This window comes from Streptomyces sp. (assembly GCF_031178505.1).
GTDB lineage: Bacteria > Actinomycetota > Actinomycetes > Streptomycetales > Streptomycetaceae > Streptomyces > Streptomyces gulbargensis.
The window spans coordinates 1-25,171 of record NZ_JAPSIW010000021.1 but is presented as its reverse complement, the minus strand read 5'-3'; the positions used below and the strand labels follow the sequence as shown (position 1 = coordinate 25,171).

Annotated in this window: 22 protein-coding genes; 11 read left to right on the top strand and 11 right to left on the bottom strand. The window is 73.7% G+C overall.

What is annotated here, in order from left to right; genetic code table 11:
- On the top strand, positions 1-329 hold a 329-nt coding region (locus RIF68_RS03825; RefSeq protein WP_309049674.1), incomplete at its 5' end, for a DUF4191 family protein.
- Between the two features lie 84 nt (positions 330-413).
- Here RIF68_RS03825 and RIF68_RS03820 read toward each other — a convergent pair.
- Positions 414-881 (bottom strand): RDD family protein, encoded by a 468-nt coding sequence (locus RIF68_RS03820; RefSeq protein ID WP_309049673.1) that lies wholly within the window; start codon positions 879-881, stop codon positions 414-416.
- A 222-nt stretch (positions 882-1,103) separates the two neighbouring features.
- Here RIF68_RS03820 and glnA point away from each other — a divergent pair, with 222 nt between their 5' ends.
- Entirely contained in the window at positions 1,104-2,525 is a 1,422-nt protein-coding gene (gene glnA, locus RIF68_RS03815) for a type I glutamate--ammonia ligase (RefSeq protein ID WP_309049672.1), read from the top strand.
- Between the two features lie 111 nt (positions 2,526-2,636).
- Here the strand turns inward: glnA and RIF68_RS03810 are convergent, their stop codons facing one another.
- The gene (locus RIF68_RS03810; RefSeq protein WP_309049671.1) at positions 2,637-2,912 is read right to left on the bottom strand and encodes a hypothetical protein; all 276 of its coding nucleotides are present in this window, start codon (positions 2,910-2,912) and stop codon (positions 2,637-2,639) included.
- A gap of 146 nt (positions 2,913-3,058) precedes the next feature.
- On the opposite strand from RIF68_RS03810, the gene RIF68_RS03805 reads away from it, so the two are divergent.
- Complete coding sequence (locus RIF68_RS03805; protein WP_309049670.1) at positions 3,059-3,418, top strand: ArsC/Spx/MgsR family protein; 360 nt, start codon at positions 3,059-3,061, stop codon at positions 3,416-3,418.
- 25 nt (positions 3,419-3,443) lie between these two features.
- Here RIF68_RS03805 and RIF68_RS03800 read toward each other — a convergent pair whose 3' ends face one another.
- Entirely contained in the window at positions 3,444-4,349 is a 906-nt protein-coding gene (locus tag RIF68_RS03800) for a Gfo/Idh/MocA family oxidoreductase (protein WP_309049669.1), read from the bottom strand.
- Between the two features lie 251 nt (positions 4,350-4,600).
- On the opposite strand from RIF68_RS03800, the gene glnII reads away from it, so the two are divergent.
- The 3 genes from glnII (at position 4,601) to RIF68_RS03785 (ending at position 6,707) form a co-directional block, all read left to right on the top strand.
- Positions 4,601-5,632 (top strand): glutamine synthetase, encoded by a 1,032-nt coding sequence (gene glnII / locus RIF68_RS03795; RefSeq protein WP_309049668.1) that lies wholly within the window; start codon positions 4,601-4,603, stop codon positions 5,630-5,632.
- A 188-nt stretch (positions 5,633-5,820) separates the two neighbouring features.
- Positions 5,821-5,943 carry a hypothetical protein gene (locus tag RIF68_RS03790; protein ID WP_309049667.1) on the top strand — a complete coding sequence of 41 codons (123 nt, stop codon included), beginning with the start codon at positions 5,821-5,823 and terminating at the stop codon, positions 5,941-5,943.
- A gap of 104 nt (positions 5,944-6,047) precedes the next feature.
- Positions 6,048-6,707, top strand: coding sequence for a winged helix-turn-helix domain-containing protein (locus tag RIF68_RS03785; RefSeq protein WP_309049666.1), 660 nt, complete (start codon positions 6,048-6,050; stop codon positions 6,705-6,707).
- On the opposite strand, the gene RIF68_RS03780 is transcribed toward RIF68_RS03785, so the two are convergent.
- Both RIF68_RS03780 and RIF68_RS03775 read right to left on the bottom strand, forming a co-directional pair.
- Positions 6,708-8,219: a PepSY domain-containing protein gene (locus tag RIF68_RS03780; RefSeq protein ID WP_309049665.1), complete on the bottom strand. Its 1,512-nt coding sequence runs from the start codon at positions 8,217-8,219 to the stop codon at positions 6,708-6,710.
- Positions 8,220-8,310: 91 nt separating this feature from the next.
- The gene (locus RIF68_RS03775; protein WP_309049664.1) at positions 8,311-8,988 is read right to left on the bottom strand and encodes a hypothetical protein; all 678 of its coding nucleotides are present in this window, start codon (positions 8,986-8,988) and stop codon (positions 8,311-8,313) included.
- A gap of 189 nt (positions 8,989-9,177) precedes the next feature.
- Here RIF68_RS03775 and RIF68_RS03770 point away from each other — a divergent pair, with 189 nt between their 5' ends.
- The 4 genes from RIF68_RS03770 (at position 9,178) to RIF68_RS03755 (ending at position 14,088) form a co-directional block, all read left to right on the top strand.
- Complete coding sequence (locus RIF68_RS03770; RefSeq protein ID WP_309049663.1) at positions 9,178-9,978, top strand: tyrosine-protein phosphatase; 801 nt, start codon at positions 9,178-9,180, stop codon at positions 9,976-9,978.
- Between the two features lie 77 nt (positions 9,979-10,055).
- Positions 10,056-12,032, top strand: coding sequence for a hypothetical protein (locus tag RIF68_RS03765; RefSeq protein WP_309049662.1), 1,977 nt, complete (start codon positions 10,056-10,058; stop codon positions 12,030-12,032).
- A 110-nt stretch (positions 12,033-12,142) separates the two neighbouring features.
- Positions 12,143-13,027, top strand: a complete 885-nt coding sequence (locus RIF68_RS03760) for a metal-dependent hydrolase (protein ID WP_309049661.1) — start codon at positions 12,143-12,145, stop codon at positions 13,025-13,027.
- Positions 13,027-14,088: a PDR/VanB family oxidoreductase gene (locus RIF68_RS03755; protein WP_309049660.1), complete on the top strand. Its 1,062-nt coding sequence runs from the start codon at positions 13,027-13,029 to the stop codon at positions 14,086-14,088. The genes RIF68_RS03760 and RIF68_RS03755 overlap by 1 nt, the downstream gene beginning before the upstream one ends.
- A 10-nt stretch (positions 14,089-14,098) precedes the next feature.
- On the opposite strand, the gene RIF68_RS03750 is transcribed toward RIF68_RS03755, so the two are convergent.
- Complete coding sequence (locus RIF68_RS03750; RefSeq protein ID WP_309049659.1) at positions 14,099-14,515, bottom strand: hypothetical protein; 417 nt, start codon at positions 14,513-14,515, stop codon at positions 14,099-14,101.
- A 37-nt stretch (positions 14,516-14,552) separates the two neighbouring features.
- On the opposite strand from RIF68_RS03750, the gene RIF68_RS03745 reads away from it, so the two are divergent.
- The gene (locus tag RIF68_RS03745; protein ID WP_309049658.1) at positions 14,553-15,266 is read left to right on the top strand and encodes a TetR/AcrR family transcriptional regulator; all 714 of its coding nucleotides are present in this window, start codon (positions 14,553-14,555) and stop codon (positions 15,264-15,266) included.
- Here the strand turns inward: RIF68_RS03745 and RIF68_RS03740 are convergent.
- The 5 genes from RIF68_RS03740 to RIF68_RS03720 form a co-directional block, all read right to left on the bottom strand.
- Positions 15,251-15,583 carry an isomerase gene (locus RIF68_RS03740; RefSeq protein WP_309049657.1) on the bottom strand — a complete coding sequence of 111 codons (333 nt, stop codon included), beginning with the start codon at positions 15,581-15,583 and terminating at the stop codon, positions 15,251-15,253. The genes RIF68_RS03745 and RIF68_RS03740 overlap by 16 nt on opposite strands.
- 178 nt (positions 15,584-15,761) lie before the next feature.
- Positions 15,762-21,056: a pullulanase-type alpha-1,6-glucosidase gene (pulA, locus tag RIF68_RS03735; protein WP_309049656.1), complete on the bottom strand. Its 5,295-nt coding sequence runs from the start codon at positions 21,054-21,056 to the stop codon at positions 15,762-15,764.
- Positions 21,057-21,124: 68 nt separating this feature from the next.
- Positions 21,125-22,822: a carbohydrate-binding module family 20 domain-containing protein gene (locus RIF68_RS03730; RefSeq protein ID WP_309049655.1), complete on the bottom strand. Its 1,698-nt coding sequence runs from the start codon at positions 22,820-22,822 to the stop codon at positions 21,125-21,127.
- Between the two features lie 123 nt (positions 22,823-22,945).
- Positions 22,946-24,010 (bottom strand): LacI family DNA-binding transcriptional regulator, encoded by a 1,065-nt coding sequence (locus RIF68_RS03725; RefSeq protein WP_309049675.1) that lies wholly within the window; start codon positions 24,008-24,010, stop codon positions 22,946-22,948.
- Between the two features lie 172 nt (positions 24,011-24,182).
- On the bottom strand, positions 24,183-25,171 hold a 989-nt coding region (locus RIF68_RS03720), incomplete at its 5' end, for an alpha-amylase family glycosyl hydrolase (RefSeq protein ID WP_309049654.1).

Below are 25,171 nucleotides of genomic sequence, written 5' to 3'. Positions count from 1 at the left end.
GGGCGGTGGGCCGCGCGGGCATCGTGCTCGTCGCCGAGGGCAACCCGAACCGGGTCAAGAGCCTGCTGGCGGCCGAGAAGAAGAAGATGAACCGCATCGTGGTGGACGTGCCGGTGCACGACATCATCGTCGGTGACGGTGAGGGCCAGGTCCCCCTGAAGAAGGTCCGCACCACCATGCTCAAGCTCCCCCGCGTGCTCACCGGCCCGCAGGTCACCGCGGCCAACGACCGGCTGCGCGCGATGGGCGACCTCATGAGCAACATGCCCCTGCCCAAGGGTCCGATGCCGAAGGGCATGCGGATGCCGCGCGGCGGAAAGATGCGCTGACCCGCCCGGAGGACGGACGGAGAACGGCCCCGGACCACTGAGGTCCGGGGCCGTTCCGTGTACGCGATACGTGGGCGGCGGCGCTCAGACGCGGACCTGGACGGCGCCGGAGAGGCGGTCGTGCAGGCCGCGCCCGTCACGGTCCCAGATGAGGGCGGGGATCGCCAGGCAGACCAGCAGCGAGCGGAGCGCCACGCGCGGGAGGCTCAGCCGGCCGCCGTGCACCGACGCGACCCGCAGGCCGAAGATCCGCTTCCCGGGGGTGGAGCCGATGGTGCCGACGGTCAGCACGCTCAGGACGAGCAGGATGCCGAGCGCCCAGTTGCCGGTGGCCTGGCTGTAGCCGTCGGTGATCAGACCGTATGCGATCAGCAGGCACAGGCCCCAGTCCACGGCGAGGGCACCGAGCCGCCGCCCGGGGCGGGCGATCGAACCGGACCCCTCCTCGGGCAGCCCGAGCTGCTGCCCCCGGTACCCGAAGTCCACGCCTGCTTGCTCCGCCGCGGCACGGGGGCCGGAGAGCCACGATCCGAGTGCTTGCCTGTTGTCCACCCGACCACGGTACTGCGCCCCTTTTCGATCACTTCGGTCCGGGTGGGGATGGGACCCGACACGACGGGGTACGAGCCGTCCCGGTTAACTTCGACGAAACAAATGGGTCATGCTGGAGAAATCCCGTCTGCCTATGGTCGGGACCGAGCGTGTGCCACCGCACCGGCCGCACGACCGAGCTGCAACCCCGCCCCTCCCCGGGCCGGGAGTAGGAGGAGTTGGATGTCCAAGCACGGGTTCCAGAACGCCGACGAGGTCGCAAAGTTCATCAAGGACGAGGACGTCAAGATGGTCGACGTCCGCTTCTGCGACCTGCCCGGCGTGATGCAGCACTTCTCGATCCCGGCGACCGCCTTCGACCCGTCCGAGGAGCTGGCCTTCGACGGCTCGTCGATCCGCGGCTTCCAGGCCATCCACGAGTCCGACATGGCGCTGCGCGCCGACCTGTCGACGGCCCGCCTGGACCCGTTCCGCCGGGACAAGACGCTCAACATCAACTTCTTCATCCACGACCCGATCACGGGCGAGCAGTACAGCCGTGACCCGCGGAACATCGCGAAGAAGGCGGAGGCGTACCTGGCCTCCACCGGCATCGCCGACACCGCGTACTTCGGCCCCGAGGCCGAGTTCTACGTGTTCGACTCGGTCCGCTTCGAGACCTCGGCGAACCAGGGCTTCTACCACATCGACTCCGAGGCCGGCGCCTGGAACACCGGCAAGGAGGAGGACAACCGGGGCTACAAGGTCCGCTACAAGGGCGGCTACTTCCCTGCCCCGCCGGTCGACCACTTCGCCGACCTGCGCTCGGAGATGTCCCTGGAGCTGGAGAAGGTCGGCCTGCAGGTCGAGCGCCAGCACCACGAGGTGGGCACCGCCGGCCAGGCGGAGATCAACTACAAGTTCAACACGCTGCTCGCGGCGGCCGACGACCTGATGCTGTTCAAGTACATCATCAAGAACGTCGCCTGGCGCAACGGCAAGACCGCGACCTTCATGCCGAAGCCGATCTTCGGTGACAACGGCTCGGGCATGCACGTCCACCAGTCGCTGTGGTCGAACGGCGACCCGCTGTTCTACGACGAGGCCGGTTACGCGGGCCTGTCGGACACCGCCCGCTACTACATCGGCGGCATCCTCAAGCACGCCCCGTCGCTGCTCGCCTTCACCAACCCGACGGTGAACTCCTACCACCGTCTGGTCCCGGGCTTCGAGGCGCCGGTCAACCTGGTCTACTCGCAGCGCAACCGCTCCGCCGCCATGCGCATCCCGATCACGGGCTCGAACCCGAAGGCCAAGCGCGTCGAGTTCCGCGCGCCGGACCCGTCCTCGAACCCGTACCTCGCCTTCTCCGCCCTGCTCCTCGCGGGCCTGGACGGCGTCAAGAACAAGATCGAGCCGATGGAGCCGATCGACAAGGACCTCTACGAGCTGGCCCCCGAGGAGCACGCGAGCGTCCCGCAGGTCCCGACCAACCTCGAGGCCGTCCTCAAGGCCCTGGAGGAGGACAACGAGTACCTCCAGGCCGGCGGTGTCTTCACCTCCGACCTCATCGAGACCTGGATCGACTACAAGCGCACCCACGAGATCGCCCCGATCCAGCTCCGCCCGCACCCGCACGAGTTCGAGCTCTACTTCGACCTCTAAGCCGTGCCGCCGAGCCGCGCCACAGGCCGCTGAAGCCGCCGAAGGCCGCCACCCCGCAGTCGGGGGTGGCGGCCTTCGCCGTGTCCGGGGGCGGGACGGGCCCGCGCCGGGTCAGCGGCCGTGGCGGATGAGGGCGCGGACCATGCGGCAGGTGGTGTCGGAGGGCGGGTGGATGCCCAGGCTGTGCGCGGTGTTCCGTATGGTCGCGTCGGTCGCCTTCGACGGGATGTACACACCGGAGTCCAGCAGGGCGATGGCGAGGCGCATCGCCTTCAGGCGCCGGTTGTGCGTCACGTACCACTCGCGGGGGCGGCCCGGGGGAAGCGGCTTCTTCCGCAGGGGCGTCCAGGGTTCGGGGGACGGTGTCCGGATCACGGCGAGAGCCATGGGCTACCTCCTGGCGAACGGTGGGCGGGGCCCTCCCCGGGGCCCTCGCTCTCACCCCCCATTTTAGTGGCCCCCACTGACAATCGCCCCTGGCCAGAGGGTGTTTGGGGGGTGGTGGAAGGCGGTCGGGGGGGTACCGTACGCCCATGGAGATCTGGATCAATCCCGCCTGTTCCAAGTGCCGTGGCGCGCTCGGTGTGCTCGACGCGGAGGGCGCCGACTACACCGTGCGGCGCTACCTGGAGGACGTACCGACGCCCGACGAGATCCGGGAGGTCCTGGAGCGGCTCGGGCTCGAACCGTGGGACATCACCCGCACCCAGGAGCCGGTCGCCAAGGAGCTCGGGGTGAAGGAGTGGCCGCGGGACGCGGAGCACCGCGACCGGTGGGTGGAGGCGCTGTCCGCGCACCCGAAGCTCATCCAGCGGCCGATCATCACCGCGGACGACGGGACGGCGGTCGTCGGCCGGTCGGAGGAGGCCGTGCGGGACGCCCTCTCCCGCTGAGACCCGGTCCGGCCGGGGGCGCCGGTCAGGGGGCGGGGGCCGTGTTCTCCGCCTCGGCCAGGATCTCGGTGAGGCGCAGGCCGAAACGGGCGTCGCAGGCGTGCGGGACGCCGGTGCGGGCGGAGGTGACGAGGGCGTCGACGGCCGCTCCGAAGGCGTCCACCGCCCCGTTCCAGCCGGGCAGTTCGGCGCGGCCCCGGGTGCCGTGCAGGGTGAGCGAGGCCTCCGCCGCCTCCGGCGGGGCGCCGAGCGTGAGCGTGGCGGTGCTGCTCGCGCCCGAGGCGTGCCGCAGGACCAGGTGGTGGAGGTCGCCGGGGCCCCGGACGGCGGTGAGACCGGTGACGTCACCGAGGACCGGCAGGAGGACGGAGAGGACGTGCGGGCCCACGTCCCACAGGCCGCCCTTGGTCCGCCGCCAGGGCGAGGCCGCGTACGGGCTGGCGGACCCCGGTCCGTAGAGGGAGCCGAGCCAGTGCGCCTCGCCCAGGAACCAGCCGCCGGCCCGCGCCTGCGCGTCGATCCAGCGGGCGGTGGGCTCGGCGAAGCGGAGGGTGCAGAAGACCACCGAGGCGACCCCGGCGGCCTCCACCGCCCCGGCGACCTCACGGGCCGCCGGCACCGTCGTGGCGACCGGCTTGTCGAGAAGGACGTGCCGGCCGGCCCGCGCGGCCCGGGCCGCCAGCGGGGCCTGCACGTCCGGCGGGAGGGCGAGCGCGACGGCGTCGCAGGCCTCGATGAGCGCGTCCGCGTCCTCGTACGCGCGCGTGCCGGAGGCCGCGGCGAGCTCACGGGCCGCCTCGGGGCGTCTGCCCCACACGCCCGCGAAGGTGACGCCCTCGTGGGCGGCGAGCGCCGGGGCGTGGGTGCGGGCGGCCCAGGGGCCGGTGCCGAGGAGTCCGATGCGGGGCTTCGCGCCCAGGTGATCCGCCATGCTCCCCAGTCTGCCGTGCCCCGCCGACAGCGGACGCGGGGCCGTCGCCGCCCGGGCCCCCGGCGGGCCGTCGGCGGCACTCCGGGACCACCGGCGCCGGGAGGGCCGAGTAACACGGGGTTCACAAACGGGCAACCGAAGGGAAATCCCGTGTTGCCAAGCTGCGCGCAGAACGAGACCGCAGCTTCTCGCAGCGCAGCGAGCCGCCGCGAGTACGAGAACCCGCAGCAGCACGCCAAAGGATGAGACCCGTGACCTTCAAGGCTGAGTACATCTGGATCGACGGCACCGAGCCGACCGCCAAGCTTCGCTCGAAGACGAAGATCATCGCCGGTGAGGGTCTCGCCCTGGAGGAGCTGCCGATCTGGGGCTTCGACGGTTCCAGCACGAACCAGGCCGAGGGCCACGCCTCGGACCGCGTGCTCAAGCCGGTCTTCTCCTGCCCGGACCCGATCCGCGGCGGCAACGACATCCTGGTGCTGTGCGAGGTCCTCAACACGGACATGACGCCGCACTCCTCCAACACGCGCGCCGCGCTGGCGGAGACGTACGCCCGTTACGCCGCGCAGGAGCCGATCTTCGGCATCGAGCAGGAGTACACCTTCTTCGAGGGCACCCGTCCGCTCGGCTTCCCGGTCAACGGCTTCCCGGCCCCGCAGGGCGGCTACTACTGCGGCGTCGGCGTGGACGAGATCCACGGCCGTCCGATCGTCGAGGCGCACCTGGAGAACTGCCTGAAGGCCGGTCTCGGCATCTCCGGCATCAACGCCGAGGTCATGCCCGGCCAGTGGGAGTTCCAGGTCGGCCCGCTGGCGCCGCTGGAGGTCGCCGACCAGCTGTGGGTGGCCCGCTGGCTGCTCTACCGCACGGCCGAGGACTTCAACGTGGCCGCGACGCTCGACCCGAAGCCGGTGAAGGGCGACTGGAACGGCGCGGGCGCGCACACCAACTTCTCCACCAAGGCCATGCGCGAGGGTTACGACGCGATCATCACCGCCTGCGAGGCGCTCGGTGAGGGCTCGAAGCCGCTCGACCACGTCAAGAACTACGGCGCGGGCATCGACGACCGCCTGACGGGTCTGCACGAGACCGCTCCGTGGGACCAGTACTCCTACGGCGTCTCGGACCGAGGCGCCTCGGTCCGCATCCCGTGGCAGGTGGAGCAGGACGGCAAGGGTTACATCGAGGACCGCCGTCCGAACGCGAACGTGGACCCGTACGTGGTGACCCGCCTCATGGTGGACACCTGCTGCGAGGCCCTGGAGAAGGCCGGCCAGGTCTGATCCGCACCCGCCCGACGGGAGAGGGCGTCCGCCGTTCGTGACGGCGGGCGCCCTCTCGCCGTGCGCGGGGCCGGGCGGCGGCGTACGTGGCCGGTCCGTTGCGGCCGTGTGTCCGCCGCGTGGCCTTCGTCGTCTTGTCCTTCGGACGGTCCGGGACCGATCCGGTTCCCCAGTAGTAGAGTAGGGATATGGCCGCCACGAAGAACGACACCGCGACGGGTCGCTACGACCTCCAGCCGTTCTGGCCCTCCCGCCAGCACCACGATTTCGACCGGGTGTGTTGCCGCGCGACGAACGCGCCGGCCCTCTAAAGCCTCCGATCGGAAACGGTTCCGATCCTTCGGCCTTCGGCCGCCGCGCATGACACGTACGACGTTGACCGTCCGTCATTTCGCGCGAAAGAGCTGAGAATCCCATGGTCCCCACCCAGACCGCACCCGCCCCTGCCTCCGTGCCCGTCGCCTCCTCCCCGACCGCCGCCCCCCTGACCGGTTCCCCGCTGTCCGCCGGGCTCCGGCCGGGCCGGCACCGGCTGCGGGCCGTCGACCCCGACGAGGCCGCCGGGCTCGCCCGGGTCGCCGGCTTCCTGCCGCCGGGCGCCCAGTTGCTGCCCGCGCCGCCGCACGCGCTGCCGGTCCTGCCCGGCCGCCCGCCGATGGTCGGCTACCTCGTCCTCGTCCCCGCCGACGAACAGCCCCCGCTGAAGGTGGAGTTCCCGTCCGCGCAGGCGTACGCGGCCCGTCCGCAGCCCGGGCCGGCGCCGACCGCGCAGCCGGCGCCGGTGGCGGAGGCGGCGGGCCCCGTCGTCATCGACGGCGAGCGGCGGATCGCCCTCGTGGACGGGCGGGCGCTCGACCTCACGTACCTGGAGTTCGAGCTGCTCGCCCACCTGGTGGCGCACCCCCACCGGGTGCACAGCCGGGACCGGCTGGTCACGACGGTGTGGGGGTACGGACACGTCGGCGACGGCCGTACGGTCGACGTCCACGTGGCGCGGCTGCGCCGCAAGCTGGGCGCCGAGCACCGCCGTACGATCCAGACCGTACGGCGGGTCGGCTACAAGTACGTGCCCTGATCAGGCCGTTCGCCGGGCCCGGTACCGGGACCTCGGCCTCGCCCTCAGGGCGAGGCCGAGGTCGACGGCGAGGAACAGCAGCAGGCTGACGCCGAGCAGCGGGACGAACCAGGCCACCAGGGCGGTGGCCGCCGCGCAGGGCAGCAGCAGGGTGGCCGGGATCCGCCGCCAGGTGCCGCGCGCGACCGGACGGCCCGGGCGGCGCAGCCACCACATGCGGTAGCCCCACAGGATGAGCAGGATCAGCGCCAGCGCGAGGGCTGCCAGGGCCAGTTGGTTGAACAGGCCGAGGAAGACACCGGTGTGGGCGTCGATGCCGATCCGGGTGAGCTGGGCGAGGACGGGGTACTCCGCGAAGCGGAGGCGGTCGACGACCGTGCCGTCGGCCGGGTCCAGGGCCACCGCGTCCAGCTCGACCGGGAACTGCGTGTCGGTCTCCTTGACCACGTACCCCTTGCCGTCCGCCGGCGGGGAGACCGATATCGAGGGGCTGTCGATGCCGGCGGCGCGGGCCGCGGCGACCGCCCGGTCCAGGCCGATGTCCGTGGCCGGGGCGTTCGCCGCCGTGCCCGTGCCGTGGCCTTCGTGACCCTCGTGGCCCTCGTGACCCGTGGGACCGCCGGCGCCCCGGGCGGGCGCGAGCTCCGCCGCGAGGGTGGGGGTGGCGCCGCCGAGACGGTCCTGGACGGAGCCGATGTTCTCCCCCGCGTACCGCGACCAGGTCAGTCCGGTGGCGGAGAGCAGGAGCAGGCCGAGGGCGGCCCACAGGCCGACCGAACCGTGCCAGGAGAGGGTACGGCGACGGGACTTCGGACCACGCTCGGGCAGGACCAGGGTGCGGCGCTTCGCGCGGCGCCGGCCGAACCAGAGGAACAGTCCGCCGAGGACGACCACCCACAGCCAGCTCGCGGCGAGCTCGCTGTAGTTCCGGCCGAGGTCCCCGAGGTGCAGATCGCGGTGCAGTCCGTCGATCCAGGTCCGCAGCGGGAGCGCACCGGAGCTGCCGTAGCTGGGGAGCTGCCCGCGGATGTCACCGGTGTACGGGTCCACGAAGACGGCGAGCGAGGTGCCCTCGGGGACGTCGGGGTCGGCCATCAGGACGCGGGTGGTCGCGCCCGGTTCGGCGCCGGGGCGGACGGCGGTGACGGTGCCGTTCGGGTTGACCTCGCGGGCGAGGCGCACCTGCTGTTCCAGCGGCAGGGTGGTGGCGCCGACGGGGACCTCCAGTTCGTGGGCGTACACCACCTTCTCGGCCTGGAACGAGAGGGCGTAGAGGAGGCCGCTCACGGCTGCCACGAGGAGGAAGGGGGCGACGAGGACGCCCGCGTAGAAGTGGACGCGGAGGACGAGGGGGCGCAGGGCGGCCCAGGTGCCGGGGCGGCCGCCCGGCCCGGCGGCGGGGGGGTCGGCCGGTGTACCGGCGTGCGTGGCGCCGGGCCCGGCGGCGGGGTGCGGGTCCGCCGGGGGTGGCGTGCCCGGGGTTTCCGGGCGCGCGAGGTCGTCGAGGGTCATGACGGTCCTTGGAGACAGGCGCGCGTCGGCGTACGACGCGTGCGGTGGTCCGACGCCGGCGTGATCGCCGGCAGGGGTGGGCGACCCCCGGTCAGACGTGTGCTGTGCGTGCTCCGAGGGCCGTGGCGCGGGGTGCCGGCGGCCGGGGCGGACCGCGCCGCGAGAGGGCGTGGGCGAGGAGGACGGAGTGCGGCTCGGGCGCGTCGCGCCGGGTCCGGCGCACCGGCCCGCGCGGGGCGTCCGGCACCGGGACGAGGGCGAGCGGCAGGCGCAGCGGGGTGAAGGCGTACGCGAGGGCGGCGCGGGCGAGGGTGAAGAGGGCGGCCTCGCCCCGGGCGAGCCAGAGGCCGCAGAGGAGCGCGGCGAGGAGGTGGGCGGCGAGCATGCCTGCGCCCGGGCCGGGCGCGGCGCCGGGGACGGTGTGCGCCATGTCCATGGTGGTGTGCGCGCCGTGTCCGTGGCCGAGCGCGTGCCCGGCGTGGGCGGCCGGGGTGGCGGCCGGGGCCGGCGCGTGGCCGCCCGCGGCCGAGAAGGTCAGGTGCAGCGCGCCCTGGAGGACGAGCAGCGCGCCGGCGATGGTCACCGGCCCCCGGCGGCGGCCCGCCGCGGCCCAGGCGGCGCCCGTGGTCACCGCGAAGGCGGCGAGCAGGGCGAGCGGCGGCAGGGGGTGGGCAGACATGGACGAATGCCCCACGGCGGACAGTGCCACGCACACCACCGCGAAGAGCGCGGCTCGCAGGGCGCGCAGCGGCGACCGGGCATCCGTCATCGCCCGCCATGGTGTCACCCGGCCGCCGGCCCCTGAAGACCGCCTCCCCGGGGTGTCCCTCCCCGAGGGACCGCCCGACGAAGGGCCGGGCCGCCACCCGCCGGAACCGCTGACCTGCCCGAACCCGCTCCATCCACTACGGTCGGCGGAAAAGCGTCCGTACGCACCGCCCCCGGAGGAGCCGACGCCATGCCCGCCCTTCCCGCCGTCTCCGTCGCCAATCTCCGCGATCTCGGCGGCCTGCCGCTCGGCCCGGGCCGCAGCGTCCGCCCCGGGCTCGCCCTCCGCTCGGCGCAGCTCGACCGGCTGGACGCGGCCGAGCCGGTGGTGGCCGCGCTCGGCATCCGTACCGTCGTGGACTTCCGGACGGACGCGGAGCGCGCCGAGCGGCCCGACCGGCTGCCGGAGGGAGCGCGGCTGCTCGTCGCGGACGTGCTGGCGGACCGGCTGGCCAGCAGCGGCCTGCCGCCCGCCGCGCGGCTCAAGGAGCTGCTCGCCGACCCCGCCCTCGCGGAGGAGCACCTGGGCGGGGGCCGGGCGCGCAAGGCCTTCGCGCGCACCTACCGGACCTTCGTGTCGGGGGCTTCGGCGCGGGCCTCGTACCGCGCGCTGCTGGGCGAGCTGGGCCGGCCCGGCGCCGGGCCGCTGCTGTTCCACTGCACGGCGGGCAAGGACCGTACGGGGTGGGCGGCGGTGGTGCTGCTGTCGCTCCTCGGGGCGGACGAGGAGACCGTCCGGGGCGAGTACCTGGCGGTGAACACGGCGGTGCGGCAGGCGTTCGCGCCGATGATCGAAGGGTTCATCGCCCAGGGCGGCGACCCCGAGCTGGCCCTGGAGCTCATCGGGGTGCTGCCGGAATACCTGGACGCGGCCCTGGACGAGGTGGCGGTGCGGCACGGGTCGATGGAGGCGTACGTACGGGACGGGCTCGGCGTGCCGGACGAGGTGACGGAGCTGATCCGGCAGCGGCTCACGGTCCGCGCCGCCTGAGGGACGGCCGGGCGGCGGCCGGGGCGCCGCGTGCGGGCCCAAGGTGACCATCGCAAGAATCGCTCGTTCTGCTGAAGGTGAGCATCCAGGATGTCGCCCCCTCGTCCATCGGCCCCGTCGACGTCGAGCAGGCAGAGGCCGCGCTCGTGGAGCGCTATCCGCGCCTCGTCCGCATCGCCTATCTGGTCCTGCCGCCGACGCTGGGGCGCAACCGCCGGGTGGTGACGGCGCACGCGCTCGTCCAGCGCGCGCTGCCGCGCCGGCGCGTGCCGGGTGCGGCGGTGCCCGGCCCCCGGCGCCCGGAGGACGCGGTCGACCCCGGGTACGCGTACGTACGGGGAGAGGTGCTGCGCCAGGCGCTGGTGGCCGGGCTGCCGCTGCGGCGGCGGGCCCTGCCGCGCCGGGCGCAGTTCCCGCCGCTGCTGCCGCAGGTGTGGGGGCTCCGCCTCTTCCCCCGGGTGGGCGGCGCGGACGAACTCGCCCTGGACCAGCTCCTGTCGGCGGTGTCCGGGCCGGGGCGGGCCGCGTACGTGCTGCGCGGTCTGGAGCGGCAGGGGGACGCGGAGGTGCTGCGGGTGCTGGCGGCGGCGGGCGTGGCGGAACCGGCGGCGGCGCTCGCGGAGGCGGACGGGGTGGACGCCGCGGTGGCCGGGGAGGCGGAGGCCACGGGCGCGGCGGACCGGGCCGGCGGGGCGGCGCTCCTGGAGTCCCCCGAGTTCGACCCGTGCTCGCTCCAGGCCCGCCCGACGGACCTGATGCGGCGCCGCCGGCACGGCCGGGCGGCGCTGGTCGCGGCGGCGGCGCTGGTGGTCTGCGGGACGCTGCTGGGGCTGCCCGGTGACGGCTGGGGCAGGAACGGGGCCGCCGCGCCCTGGTACGCCCGCAACCCGGCGGCGGAGGCGGCACTCGACCCGGGGCAGGTGAAGCGGGTCCCGGCGGCGCTCTGGCGGGACTCCACGCGGCGGGACTTCTCGGTGTGGCCCGCGCGGGGCGCGCTGGCCGGGGACCGGGCGCTGCTGCGGCGGGCCCTTGCCGTGTGGGCGCGGCCGAGCGGCGCGGTCCGTTCCGCGGCGACGCCGGGGACGCCGGTGGGGCCGCCGATGGGGCCGCCGCAGCTGCTGTTCGCGGGGGTGCTGGACGGGGTCCGGGTGGTGCTGTTCCACGACGGGCTGCGGGTGGTGCGGTACGCGGAGCCGGTGGAGGGGACGGCGGGCGCGGCACTGGACTTCGCGCGGACGGACGCGGCCGACGCGGCCGGCGCGGCGGCGCTGGTGGTCTCCCGCACGGCGGAGAACGTCCGCTATCTGACGGCGCCGTGGGTACGGGAGACGGCGGTACGGGACCTGCTGATGCCGGCGAAGGAGCCGTGGCCGCTCGCGCGGGACGCGTCCGGGGTGACCGAGCCGCTGCCGAGTCCGGCGCGGGCGCAGGGGTGCGTCCGCTGGAACACCCTCCAGGTGGGGGACGGTTCGGGGCGGTGGGTCCTCACGGACCTGGGCGAGGTGGCGCCGGCCCGGCTCCTGTGGGGTCCGCCGGCCGCGCCCGTGGACCCGACGGGTGCGGAGGCGCGGCGGGAGTGGGCGCGGACGGCCTGCGCTCTGGCGGTGGTCCGGGGCCACGGGGTGCGGTCGGTGCGGGCCTGGCGGTTCGCCCGGCAGGCGCTGCCGGAGGGAGCGGGGCGGGCGTCCTGGCTGTGCACCCGGGCGGAGACGTGGCGGGGTGCGGGCACCCGGGTCCTGGCCCAGTTCGCGCCTGCGCTGCCCGCCGGGACGAAGCCGTCCGGGGCGCCGGCCGTGACGGTGGCCCGCTCCGACGACTCCCCGGCCTGCGGCGTGCGGGACCCGCGCGTGCTGGCCGGCGTGCTGTGGCGCGCCCCGAGCGGGACCTGGCACGTGCTGGCGGCGGGTACGGAGGACGTCGCGTCGCTGGACCTGTCGGGCGGGGTCCGGGGGCACGCGGAGGGGCACCTCCTCGCCGTACGGGCGGCGCAGGGGAGCCGGGCGGAGGTGACGGGGACGCTGGAGGACGGGACGCGGGTGACGGCGCTGCGGTGAGCGGCGGGGCCGGGGCGGGGCGGGGGCGAGCCGGAGGCGGGGCCGGGGCGGGGCCAGAAAGCGCGCGCACGCCCCTTGGCCGCCCGTCTACCGCTCAGTACATTGACGCCATGTCTAATACGCAGCCCGCACCGGTGGCGTCGGAACACGTCGGACTCAAGGCCCGCAAGGTCGCCTTCGACTGGCAGGAGACCCCCCTGCACTGGGTTCCCGGCGACCCCTTCACCACCCACACCATCAACGTGCTGCACCTGCTGCTCCCGGCCGGCGAGCGGTGGTTCGTGCACGTGTACAAGCAGGCGCTGCCGTACATCACCGACGACCGGCTCCGCGAGGACGTCATCGGCTTCATCGGCCAGGAGGCGGTGCACTCCCAGGCCCACGACGACGTCCTCCCGCACCTGCGGAAGCTGGGCCTCGACCCCACCCCGTACACCGCGCAGGTGGACTGGTTCTTCGAGAAGCTCCTCGGCGACCGCACACTGCCGCCCGGCCGGGCGCGCCGCTGGTGGCTGAAGGAGCGGGTCGCCCTCATCGCCGCCATCGAGCACTACACGGCCTTCCTCGGCGACTGGGTCCTCAACGCCGACGAGCTGGACCGGCGCGGCGCCGACCCGACGATGCTGGACCTGCTGCGCTGGCACGGCGCGGAGGAGGTCGAGCACCGCGCGGTCGCCTTCGAACTCTTCCTGCACCTGGACGGCGGTTACCGGCGCCGCGCCCGCACCTGGGCGCTGGCCTTCTCCGCGCTCGTCTTCCTCTGGCAGCGCGGGGTCCGCTTCTTCCTGGAGAACGACCCGAACCTGCTCGACCCGAAGGCCTCCTTCGCGGACTTCGTCCGCCGGGGCCGCGAGGGCGTGCTGCCCTCCACCCCGGCCATGCTGCGCTCGATCCCCCGGTACCTCAGCCGCTCCTACCACCCGTCCCAGGAGGGCGACACCGCGCAGGCCCTGGCCTACCTCGCCTCCTCCCCCGGCGCCAACGGAGGCCGCTGATGCCCCGGTTCACCACCGTCGCCCTGGCCGCCGGGGCCGCGCTGCTGGTCCGCCGTGCGGTGCGCCGCCGGATGGGCACCGCCCCGCTGTGGCCCATGCCGGCCCTCGACGAGCCGGTGTCCGGGTACGGGCGCGGTGCCACCGTCCCCCGGCGCGTCCTGGTCACCGGCCGCGCCACGCCCGCCGAGGGGGTCGTGGAGCTCCGCCTCGAAGGCGAGCGGCTGCCCTCCTGGCAGCCGGGCGCCCATGTCGATCTGGTGCTGCCCTCCGGGCTCGTCCGGCAGTACTCGCTCTGCGGCGACCCGGCCGACAGCGGCGCGTACACGATCGCGACCCGGCTCGTCGAGGAGGGGCAGGGCGGCCGGGGCGGCTCGCGCGAGGTGCACGAGCGGCTGCGCCCGGGCGCGGAGGTCGAGATCCGGGGACCCCGCAACCGCTTCCCGCTCGCCGCCGCGCCCTCGTACGTCTTCGTCGCCGGCGGCATCGGCATCACCCCGCTCCTGCCGATGGTGCGCGCCGCCGAGGCGGCCGGGGCGGACTGGCGGCTGGTGTACGGCGGCCGGAGCCGGGCCACCATGCCGTACCTGGCGGAGGTCGAACGGCTCGGCGGCGACCGGGTGACGGTGGCGGCCGAGGACGAGTCGGGCCGCCCCGACCTCGCGTTCCTCGCCCAACTGCCGCCCGAGACGGCCGTGTACTGCTGCGGGCCCGACGGGCTGATGGCGGCCGTGGCGGCGGCGATGCCGGAGGGCCGCGAGCCGCGCCTGGAGCGCTTCACGGCCTCCGCGCCGGCCGGCGGCAGCGCCTTCGAGGTCGAACTGCGGCGCTCCGGGCGGACGGTGACCGTGCCGGCGGACCGGTCGGTCCTGGCGGCGGTGCGGGACGAGCTGCCGGACGTGGCGTACTCCTGCCGCCAGGGCTTCTGCGGCAGCTGCCGGCAGCGGGTCCTGGCGGGCGAGGTCGACCACCGGGACGAGCTGCTCACCGACGCGGAGCGGAAGGACTCGATGCTGATCTGCGTGTCCCGGTCGGCGGGCGGCCGGCTCGTGCTCGACCTGTAGTCCCGCTCCCCTACGGGAGGATCAGCCAGTCGAAGGCGAGCGCGGCGAGGAGGCCGCCGACCAGGAGCCAGGTGCCCAGGCGCGTCCGCCCGTTGCGGGAGAGCTCGATCACCACACCGCAGAGGATCATCGCCAGGCCGTACACGCCGACGACCAGCACGGAGGTGCGGCTCGCCAGCCGGACGGCCAGGACGACGGCCATCGCGACGAGCAGGACCGAGGCGGCGGCGACGCGCAGCCTCCGGGCCTGCTTCGGGGTGAGCCCACCGCCCGCGCCGGCCGGGTCCTCGTCCCGCTCCGCGTCCGGGTCCCGGCCCCCGTCCCGCTCCGCGTCCTGGCCCTCGTTCCGCTCCGGGTCCTGGTCCCGGCTCCGGTCGTCGTCCTCCGGGGCCTCGGCGGCCGGGGTGTCCTGCTCGGAAGCGCTCATGGACCAGGAGCGTAACGGACCCCGTTAGGCTGTTCGCATGACGACCGGGGTACGCCGCAGGATGGGCGTCGAGGAGCGCAAGCAGCAGCTGATCGGGGTGGCCCTCGAACTCTTCAGCCACCGCTCCCCCGACGAGGTGTCCATCAACGAGATCGCTGCGGCCGCCGGCATCTCGCGCCCCCTGGTGTACCACTACTTCCCCGGCAAGCAGAGCCTGTACGAGGCGGCGCTGCGGCGCGCGGCCGACGAGCTCGCCGCCCGCTTCCTGGAGCCCCCGCAGGGCCCGCTGGGCGCGCGGCTGCTGCGGGTGATGGGCCGGTTCTTCGACTTCGTGGACGACCACGGGCCGGGGTTCGCGGCGCTGATGCGCGGCGGCCCGGCCGTGGGCTCGTCCACGACGAACGCGATGATCGACGAGGTGCGGCAGGCCGCCTACGAGCAGATCCTCGCGCACCTGGAGGTCCGCGGCCCCTCGCCCCGGCTCGAACTGGTCGTCCGTTCCTGGGTGTCGCTCGCCGAGTCGACGGCCCTGCTGTGGCTGGACGGCCGCCGGGTGCCGCGCGAGGAGCTGGAGCTGCAGCTCGTGCACGACTTCGCGGCGCTGGCCGCGGTGAGCGCCGCGTACGACGCGGAGGTGGCGGACGTCCTGATCGGCATCCTCGCCGGGGAGCCGGCCGACGGGCCCTTCGCGGACCTGGTGACGCGGCTCTCCGCGCTGCTGCCCCGGGTGCCGGATCAGCGCTTGCGGTAGGACGGTTCGAGGTCGCGGACCTCGACCGAGAGCCGTACCCCGTCGGCCGTCTTCAGGTGGCGGGGCAGCAGGTCGAGCACGGCCTCCGAGAGCCGCGCCTTGACCTCGTCCGCGCGGCCGGCGAGCAGGGCGATCTCGACGTGGACGACGGCGTCCTCGGTGGAGCCGTCCCCGACGACCGCCTCCTCCACCTCGCGGAAGCGGGTCTTGCAGGCCTCGGGCTTCGTGTCGACGGTCTCCACGACCAGCGGGTGCAGGGCGAGCGCGAAGCCGCGCCGGTCGAGGGGCGCGGAGTAGTCGACGGTGATCTGCGGCATGGGTCACTCCCGGTGAGGACGGTGTCGGGCCACACCCTGACGGGGATCGCCCCGACCGCACAAGTGACCTTCCGACGGGCGGACACGTACGGGGGCCCCGGGTCGCCCGCCCGACGCGCCGCCGCCCCGGCACCGGAGGGTTCCGGTGCCGGGGCGGCGGCCTCGGGCGAGGTGCCGGTCAGCCCGTGGCCTTGAAGACCGCGACCGTCCGGGCCGGGACCGTGAAGGTGCCGGAACCGGCCGCGTACGAGGCGGACCTGACCACCGGGTCGGAGCCGTTCGCCTGGACCGGGTGGAGCGCGTACGCCTTCCCGGCGAGGCCGGGGACCGTCTGCGCCTGGGCCCGCGGGGCGGCGTTGAGAACGACCACCAGGTCACCGAGGCGCATGGTGATCACGCCCGGGGTCTCGGCGGGCCCGGAGAGCGGGAAGGACAGGGACTCCTGCACCTGGCCCGCCGTGGCCAGGGAGAACGCCGGCTCGCCGGTACGGATCTTCTGGAGGTCCCGGTAGGCGGCGGACGCGCCGTCGATCTCGGCGCAGCCGACCGTCAGGGACGGGTGGGTGAGCAGCGGCTTGCCGTAGGGCCACTTGGCCTTGTTGTCGGCGGCCGGCGGGAGGCCGCGGCCGAAGCCGTTGCCGTCCCGGCAGTCCCAGTGGACGGCGTTGAACCAGTCGCCGCTGTCGTAGGAGTTGCGGTCGAGGGACTTGGAGCGCAGCAGGTCCGAGCCGGCCTGGGAGAGCGCCGGGCCCTGCGAGAGGGTGGCCGTCGCCATGGCGAGGACCTGGGCGCGGGCCCGGTCCGCCGGGGAGGTGTCCGCCGGGAGCTTGAAGGCGAGCGCGTCGTACAGGGTCTCGTTGTCGTGGGCGTCGGCGTAGGCGAGGGCCTCTCCGGGGGCGGCGGCGTAGCCGGCCGGGGAGCCGTTGTAGTCGACCTCGGAGCCCTTGACCGTACGCCCGGAGGTGTCGGTGAAGGTGTAGGAGGCGAGGTTGCCGGACAGGCCGACCTTGATGAGGTCCTGGTAGTGCAGGAGGCGGGCCTTCTGCTGCTCCGGGGAGCCGTTGCCGGGCGAGGAGTTGGGGTCGGTGGCGAGACCGGAGGCGAAGCCCTGGACGCCGGGGTCCTCGTCGAAGGGGCCGCCGCCGCGGACGGCGTCGCGGGCCCGGTCGGAGAAGGTGGCGATGCCGGTGCCGGCCATGTTCTTCTGGGTGGCCTGGACGAAGCGGGCGTCGTCGGCGACCTCGCCGAAGTTCCAGCCCTCGCCGTAGAGGATGATCGCCTTGCCGTCGACGCCGTCCTTCTCGACGGTGAGCGCGTCGAGCGCCTTGCGGACGGCGAGGATGTTCTCCTTCGGGTGGTGGCCCATGAGGTCGAAGCGGAAGCCGTCGACCTTGTACTGCTTGGCCCAGGTGACGACCGAGTCGACGACGAGCTTGCCCATCATCGCGTTCTCGGGCGCGGTGTTGGCGCAGCAGGTGGAGGTGGCGACGGTGCCGTCGGCCTGGAGGCGCTGGTAGTAGCCGGGCACGATCCGGTCGAGGACGGACTTGTCCGACTGCCCGGCGGCGACGGTGTGGTTGTAGACGACGTCCATCACGGTGCGCAGGCCCTGGCCGTTGAGGGCCTGGACCATCCGCCGGAACTCGACCGTGCGGCGGGTGCCGTCCGGGTCGGTGGCGTAGGAGCCCTCGGGGACCGTGTAGTGCAGCGGGTCGTAGCCCCAGTTGTAGGCGTCCTTGGCCGCGGCGGCGGCCACGCAGGCCTGCTGCTCCTCGGAGTCGGGGGCGTAGACCTTCAGGTCGCAGGCGGGGGCGGTCTGCGCGGACTTCTTCTCGGGAACGGTGCCGATGTCGAAGACCGGCAGCAGGTGGACGTGGGAGGTGCCGGAGTCGGCGAGCGCCTTGAGGTGCTTCGAGCCCTTGCTGTCCTTGTCGGTGAAGGCCAGGTAGGTGCCGCGGTGCGCCGGGTTCGCCGTACGGTCCGCGATCGAGAAGTCGCGGACGTGCAGCTCCTGGATCTGGGCGTCGCGCAGCGGCACGGGGGCCGGCTTGCGCAGGTCCTTCCAGCCCTTGGGGGCCAGCGCCGGGGAGGTGAGGTCGACGGCGAGGCTGTGGGTGGAGTCGGTGGTGAGGGCGGTGGAATAGGGGTCGGTGACCTTGTTGAGGACGATCTTCCCGACGGTGGGCGCCCAGACCTTCACCGCGTACCGGTACGGCTTTCCGGACCAGGACTTCGGGCCGGTGACGGACCAGACGCCGGCGGCCTCGTCGCGCCGCATGGGCACGGTCCTGCCGTCGAGTTCGAGGGCGACGGACTGGGCGGTGGGGGCCCAGACGGAGAGGGTGACGCGGCCGTCGCGGAAGACGGGGCCGAGGGCGGCCCTCGTCGCCTTCCGCGCGTACAGGTCGTCGAGGACGCCGGCGGTCTGCACGCCGGTGGCGGCGAGCAGGGCGCCGTTGGCGGCCCGCTGGGTGGCGACGAGCTGGCCGCGCAGGGAGGAGCGGACCCGGTCGGCGTCGCGCGGGTCGACGGTGAAGGCCGGATGGTCCTTGAGGTGCGGGAACTTCGCCTTCTGGGCGTCGGTGAGGGTGCCGGGGTTGAGGCGCAGCCAGCGGCCCTCGTCGCTCAGGGCGCCGTCGGTGACGGTGATCCCGCCGTTCTCGGCGTACACCAGCTGCTGGCTGGTGGCCTCGGTGGCCTTGACCTTCCAGACGACGGTGTTCCGGTCGATCCACTGGGCCTCGGCCTTGGTGAGGTCGAGGTTCGGGGTGCCGCCGGCCATCGGCAGGAGGTACTGCTGCTGTCCGCCGAGCAGCCAGACCTCGTGACCGTGGGTGGCGAGGTCGAGGGACTGGTCGGTGGGCAGGTCCTTCTCGTCGCCCTTGTGGAGGATGTACGAGAGGGTGCTCGCGCCCTCGGCGAGCGGCACCTCGAAGACGGCGCCGTAGGCGTCGACGCGGGTCGGCATGAGGGGCTTGGACCAGTCGGTGGGCTGGGCGGCGCCGGTCCACGTGTGGAGGCCCCAGCCGTCGTGGTTCCCGTCGGCGCGCTGGTAGTGGAGGACGGCCTTGGTCCTGTCCTGGGGCGCCGGGGCGGGGGCGGTGTCGGACTGGCCGTCACGGCCCTGCGTGATCCAGACCTCGCCGGTGCGGCCGAGGGTGATGCTGCGCTGCGGGCCGTCGGCGGTGCCGTCCTTCTCGACGGTGTACGGGATCGAGGAGGCACCCTCGGGGACCTTCACCCAGGCGAAGGCGCCGTGGGCGTCCCGACCGGTGAAGGCGGCTTCCTGGCCGGCCGCCTTCAGCTTCCAGCCGTCGTAGTCGCCGTCCGGCCGCTGGTAGTGGACGACGGCGTAGGGCCGCTCGACGGCCACCGGCTTCTCGGGGGCGGGGGGCGCGCCGGCCGTGGTGGACGCGGTGGCGCTCGCGGTGCGTCCGGCGGCGTCGACGGCGACGGCCTTGTAGCGGAGCGGGGTGCCGGCGGGCGCGGTGACGTGGTGGGTGACCTTGTAGGGGGCGTGGTCGGCGGTGCCGAGGGTCTGCCAGCGGCCGTCTCCGGTCTGCGCGGCGAAGACGACCCGGTTGAGGCCGCCGCCGTCGACGCCGGCGGTGATCTCGACGGTGCCGGTGGATCCGGCGGCCGGGGCCTTCAGGGTGACCGACGGGCCGGTGGCCGGGGCCGGGAGCGGGGCGTCGGCCCGCAGGACCAGGGAGGAGAGGGCGGGGACGGTGACGGTGACGGCCCCGTCCTTCGCGGTGACGGCGCCCCGGCCGCCGTACAGGGTGGTGAAGGCGGTGGCGTCGACGGGGACGGTGACGGTCCTGGGCGCGGTGGAGCTGTTGGCGGCGACCAGGTACTCGGTGCGGTCCCCGGCGTCGGTGCGGGTGAAGGCGTACACGGAGCCCTCGGCGTACCGCTCCCGCTGGATGCCGTCGCGCAGGGCGGGGTGCGCCTTGGTGAGCTTCGACAGGGCGGCGACGGACCGGTAGAGGGGGTGTCCGGTGTCGTACGCGTCGGTGGCGTGCGTGCGGTCGGTGCCGAGCTGGTCGTCGTCGAGGTAGTCGGCGGTCCGTGAGGCGAAGAGGGTCTGGCGGGCGTCCTTGTCGCCGCCGGGACCGGTGAAGCCCTGCTCGTCGCCGTAGTAGATCACCGGGTTGCCGCGCGAGAAGAACATCAGCTCGTTGGCGAGGGTGGCCCGGCGGACGAGTTCGGCGTCGGAGGCGTTCGGGTTGTCCTGCTCCAGGAAGCCTCCGAAGCGGCCCATGTCGTGGTTGCCGAGGAAGGTGACCTGCTCGTAGGCGTTGGCCTTGTCGGTGGTGTAGCGGTAGTCCTGGGCGAAGACCCGGGCGAGCCGGTCGGCGCCCGCGCCCTGGGAGGCGAAGGCGCGGGCCGCGTCCTGGAAGGGGAAGTCCAGGGTGGAGTCGAGCCGGCCGCGGGTGACGTAGGGGGCGGTGACGGCGGGGTCGGCGGAGTAGACCTCGCCGAACATGAAGAAGTCCTCGCGGCCCCGCTTCTTCGCGTAGGCGTCGAGCGCGGTGGCCCACTGGGTCCAGAAGTCCAGGTCCACGTGTTTGACGGTGTCGATGCGGAAACCGTCGATCTTGAAGTCGTGGACCCACTTCTCGTAGATCCGCTTCATGCCCTCGACGACCTCGGGGCGCTCGGTCCACAGGTCGTCCAGGCCGACGAAGTCGCCGTACTCGGCGGATTCGCCGGCCCAGGTGGAGTCGCCCCGGTTGTGGTACATCGTGGGGTCGTTGAGCCAGGCCGGGACCTTGGTGTTCGCCTTCTCGACCGGGGTGTACGGGAAGGAGTCGGCGTCGACCCGGCCGACGGCCGTGCGGTCGTCGAAGGGGCGGCCGTCCTTGTCGAGGTACGGGTAGGCGCCCTTGGGCCGGTAGCCGTACTTCTTCTCGGCGTAGTCGACGGTGTCGGCGGTGTGGTTGGTGATGACGTCGAAGAAGACCTTCATGCCCTTGGCGTGGGCGGCCTCGATCAGCTTCTCCAGGTCCTCGTTGGTGCCGAAGTGCGGGTCGACCTGGGTGAAGTCGGTGATCCAGTAGCCGTGGTAGCCGGCCGAGGCGTCCTTGCCGGTGCCCTGCACGGGCCGGTTCTTGAAGATCGGCGCCATCCAGATGGCGGTGGTGCCGAGGCCCTTGATGTAGTCGAGGCGCCGGGTGAGGCCCTTGAGGTCGCCGCCCTGGTAGAAGCCCTTGTCGGAGGGGTCGAAGCCGGTCTCCAGGCGTCCGCCGGTCAGTCCGCCGCGGTCGTTGGCGGTGGAGCCGTTGGCGAAGCGGTCGGGCAGGACGAAGTAGAACTGCTCGCGGGTGAGGTCCTGGCGGGCGGGCTGCGCCGCGAGGGCCCGGTCGGAGGGCGGGGCGGGCGGGCGGGGGGCCGCGCCGGCCGGGAGGGCGGGCACGAGGGCCGCGCACAGGGCGGCGGCCAGGGCGACCGCCGTTCTCTTGCGTATCACGGGGGAGCTCCCTGGAGGTACGGGAAGAGGGGGGCCGCCCCGGCGGGGCGGCCCCTGGGGTGGACGGCTCAGTTGCGGAAGGTGTCGTTCAGGACGACCTGGCCGGAGGCGGGGACGGTCGCGGTGCGGTTGGCGCCGGACTCCCAGGTCACGTTCCCGGCCGCGTCCTTGCGGACGTACTTGTACTCGAAGACCGTGCCGGCGGGCAGGTTCACGGCGAGCTTCCACACGGGGTACGCGGCCGGGTCGAGCTTCGGGGCGGCGGCCGGGTTCCAGTTGCCGAGCTCGGCACGGTTGCCGGTGACGTGGATGTTCTGGCCGGCCACCGTGGTGGCGGTGACGTTGAAGGAGGCGCCGGCGGTGGCCGGGGGCGGGGTGGTGCCGCTGCCGCAGCCGGTGGCACCGGTGTGCAGGGCGAGCGCGGTGTGGGCGCCGAGGGTGGCGGTGAACTGGCCGGCGGCGTTCACCGTGACGGGGTTGCCGGACTGGACGTCGCAGTAGGTGCCGGCGGGCAGCGAGGTCTGGAAGGTGCGGCCGAGGGCCGAGGACTCGCGGTTGATGACCACGTACGCCTTGGAGCCGCGGCCGAACGCGATGGCGTTGTTGCCGTTGTCCCACCACTGGGTGACGGCCTGGCCGCGGGCGGTGTTGCGGAAGCCGACCATGGACGCTATCTCGCGCCAGGCGTGCTGGCACTTCCAGCCGTCGCTGTAACAGGCGTTCACGCGGCCGCCGCCCGGCGGGCCGGCGTTCTTGTCGGTCCACTCGTAGCCGGAGTGGACGTCCGGGGAGCCGTACGGCCAGGCGAGCATGAAGACGGAGGCGAGGGTGTACTGCGCGCCGTCCTTGTAGGACAGGGTGTCGCCGCCGCGCTCGGTGTCGTGGTTGTCGACGAAGACACCGGACTGGCCGGAGGGCATGTAACCCCAGGCCTCGCCGAAGTTCTTGAGGTAGGAGAGCTTCTCGTTCTGCAGGATCCGCTTGAGGTCGCGGGCGTAGCGGAACTCCTGGACGTCACCGCTGCCGAGGTACTCGCTCGGGGAGACGGCCTCGCCGGCGCCGTGGATGGCCTCCAGCTTCCAGTACACGTCCGGCTTGGTCAGCCGGGACTTGATGTTCGCGAGGTCGGCGGCCGGCATGTGCTTGGCCGCGTCGATGCGGAAGCCGTCGACGCCGAGCGAGAGGAGGTCGTTGAGGTAGCCGGCGATCCGGCCCCGGACGTAGTCCTCGCCGGTGTCGAGGTCGGGGAGCTCGACCAGTTCGCAGTTCTGGACGTTGGCCCGGTCCTGGTAGTTCGAGATCGGGGCGCGGCAGTCGTCCATGTCGGCGCCCGAGAAGAGGCCGGGGTAGTCGTACTTGGAGAACGGGGTCCCGCCCGTTCCCGTGCCGGAGCCGTTCGCCATGTGGTTGATGACGGAGTCGGCGACGACCTTGACGCCCGCGGCGTGGCAGGTGTCGATCATGTTCTTGAACGCGGCGCGGTCACCGAGGCGGCCGGCGATCTTGTAGCTGACCGGCTGGTACGAGGTCCACCACTGGCTGCCCTGGAGGTGCTCCTGAGGCGGCGAGACCTGGACGTAGCCGTAACCGGCGGGGCCGAGACGGTCGGTGCATTCGCGGGCCACGGAGGCGAAGTTCCATTCGAACATCACCGCGGTGACGTCCTTCTCGCCGGGCGGGGTGGCCTGGGCCGGGGTGTTCCCCGTGACGGCCACAGCGGCTCCCGCCACGAGGGCGAGCGCGGCGGCCACGGTCCTTCTGGCCATGCTTCCTCCTGTACGACGTCGATGTCGCAAGAAGTTGCCGAAAGCTTCAGCAACTGTTTTCAGCCGTGACCGTACGAGTGCCCCGACGCCCGGTCAACCCTCCGGACGCCGCAACGCAAGTTGTTACGAAAGGACTTGCGGCTCCCGGCCGGGCGGCTGGGCGGTGGAACCGCGCACCACCAGCTCCGGCTGGAACACGAACTCCGTGCGCTGCACCGGGTTGCCCTCGATCTCCTCCAGGAGCGCGCCGACGGCGGCCGTCGCCATCGCCTGCACCGGCTGGCGGACGGTGGAGAGCGGCGGGCTGGTGAAGGCGATGAGCGGCGAGTCGTCGAAGCCGACGACGGAGACGTCGCGGGGCACGTCGAGGCCGCGGGCCCGGACCGCCCGGATGACCCCGAGCGCCATCAGGTCGGAGCCGCAGACGATGCCCGTGCAGCCTTCGCGCAGCAGGATGTCGGCGGCGGCGTGGCCGCCCTCGACGCCGAACAGGGTGGGCCGGATGAACCGCTCGGCCTCGTCCCGTTCGATGCCGAGGAGTTCGTGGAGTTCGGCCGTGAAACCCTCGGCCTTGCGGCGCGAGGGCACGTACCGGGTGGGGCCGACGGCGAGCCCGATCCGCTCGTGGCCGAGTTCGACCAGGTGCCGTACGGCCATGCGGGCGGCGGCCCGGTCGTCGGGCGAGACGAAGTTGGCGTCGATGCGCTCGTTGTAGCCGTTGATGAGGACGAACGGCACGCCCCGCTCGGTCAGCCGCGCGTAGCGGGTGGGGTCGGCGGAGGCGTCGGCGTGGAGCCCGGAGAGGAAGACGATGCCGGCCACGCCGCGCTCGACGAGCTGGTCGACCAGCTCGTCCTCGGTGGCACCGCCGGGCATCTGCGTGCAGAGCACGGGGGTGTAGCCGTGCCCGGCCAGGACCTGCTCGACGACCTGCGCGAAGGCCGGGAAGATCGGGTTGGTCAGCTCGGGCACGACGAGGCCGACGAGCCCGGCGCTGCGGCGTTTGAGCCGTACGGGACGTTCGTAGCCCAGCACGTCGAGCGCCGCGAGCACCTTGTGCCGGGTCGCGCCGGCCACGCCCGCCTTGCCGTTGAGGACGCGGCTGACGGTGGCCTCGCTGACGCCGGACTGGGCCGCGATGTCCGCGAGCCGCGGGGGGGCGGTCCGGGCGGTCCGGTCCCGGGTCAGCCGTCCTGCTGCTCGGCGCCGCCGGGGAGGCCGCCCGGGTTGGCCGGGTCCGTCCCGGGGCGGCCGGCGCCGGGGGGGGTGGCGGGGGGGGGGGCCGCCGGCCCCCCGGGGGGGCCCGCGGGGCCCGGGCGGGGGGGGCCGCGCCCCCCCCCCCCCCGCGGCTGGGGGATCGTCACGCCGCCCACCAGACGGTGGTGTCGGCGGGCACCTCGGCGGTGCCGCCGGCGGTGTCGATCCTGATGTCCTCGCTGGAGAGGAGATACCGGCCGGGCAGCGGGACGGAGATGGCCCGGCCGGTGGTGTTGGCGGTGCAGACGAATCCGCCGCGGCGGAAGGAGAGCACACCCTCGGGTGCCTCCAGCCACTCGACGAAGTCGCCCGCACCGAGCTCGGGGCGCTCACGCCGGACGGCGAGCGCGCTGCGGTACAGCTCCAGGGTGGAGCCCGGGTCGCCGGTCTGCGCCTCGACGCTCAAGCTCCCCCAGGTGGCCGGCTGCGGCAGCCAGGAGCCGCCGTCGCCGAAGCCGTACGAGGAGCCCTCGACGGTCCACGGGATCGGCACCCGGCAGCCGTCGCGGAAGCCGTCCTGGCCGCTGGCCCGCCAGAACGAGGGGTCCTGGCGGACCTCGTCGGGCAGGTCGGTGACGTCCGGCAGGCCGAGCTCCTCGCCCTGGTAGACGTAGGCGGAGCCGGGCAGGGCCAGCATGAGCAGGGTCGCCGCCCGGGCCCGGCGCAGGCCCAGCTCCCGGTCGCCCGGGGTGCGCAGCTGGGTGCCGAGGCCCGCCGGGTTGGCGAAGCGGGTGGCGTGGCGGGTGACGTCGTGGTTGGAGAGCACCCAGGTGGTGGGGGCGCCGACCGGGCGCATCGCGGCGAGCGAGGCGTCGATGACGGTCCGCAGCTCGACCGCGTCCCAGTGGGTGCCGAGGTACTGGAAGTTGAACGCCTGGTGCATCTCGTCGGGGCGCACGTAGTTCGCCGTGCGGTCGACGGTCGGCGTCCAGGCCTCGGCGACGAGGATGCGCTCGCCGTCGTACTCGGCGAGGACCTTCCGCCAGGAACGGTAGATCTCGTGGACGCCGTCCTGGTCGAAGAAGGGCATGACGTCGTTGCCGAGCAGCTTCAGCTGGTCGTGGGCGCCGATGTCGGGCAGGCCGTCCGCCT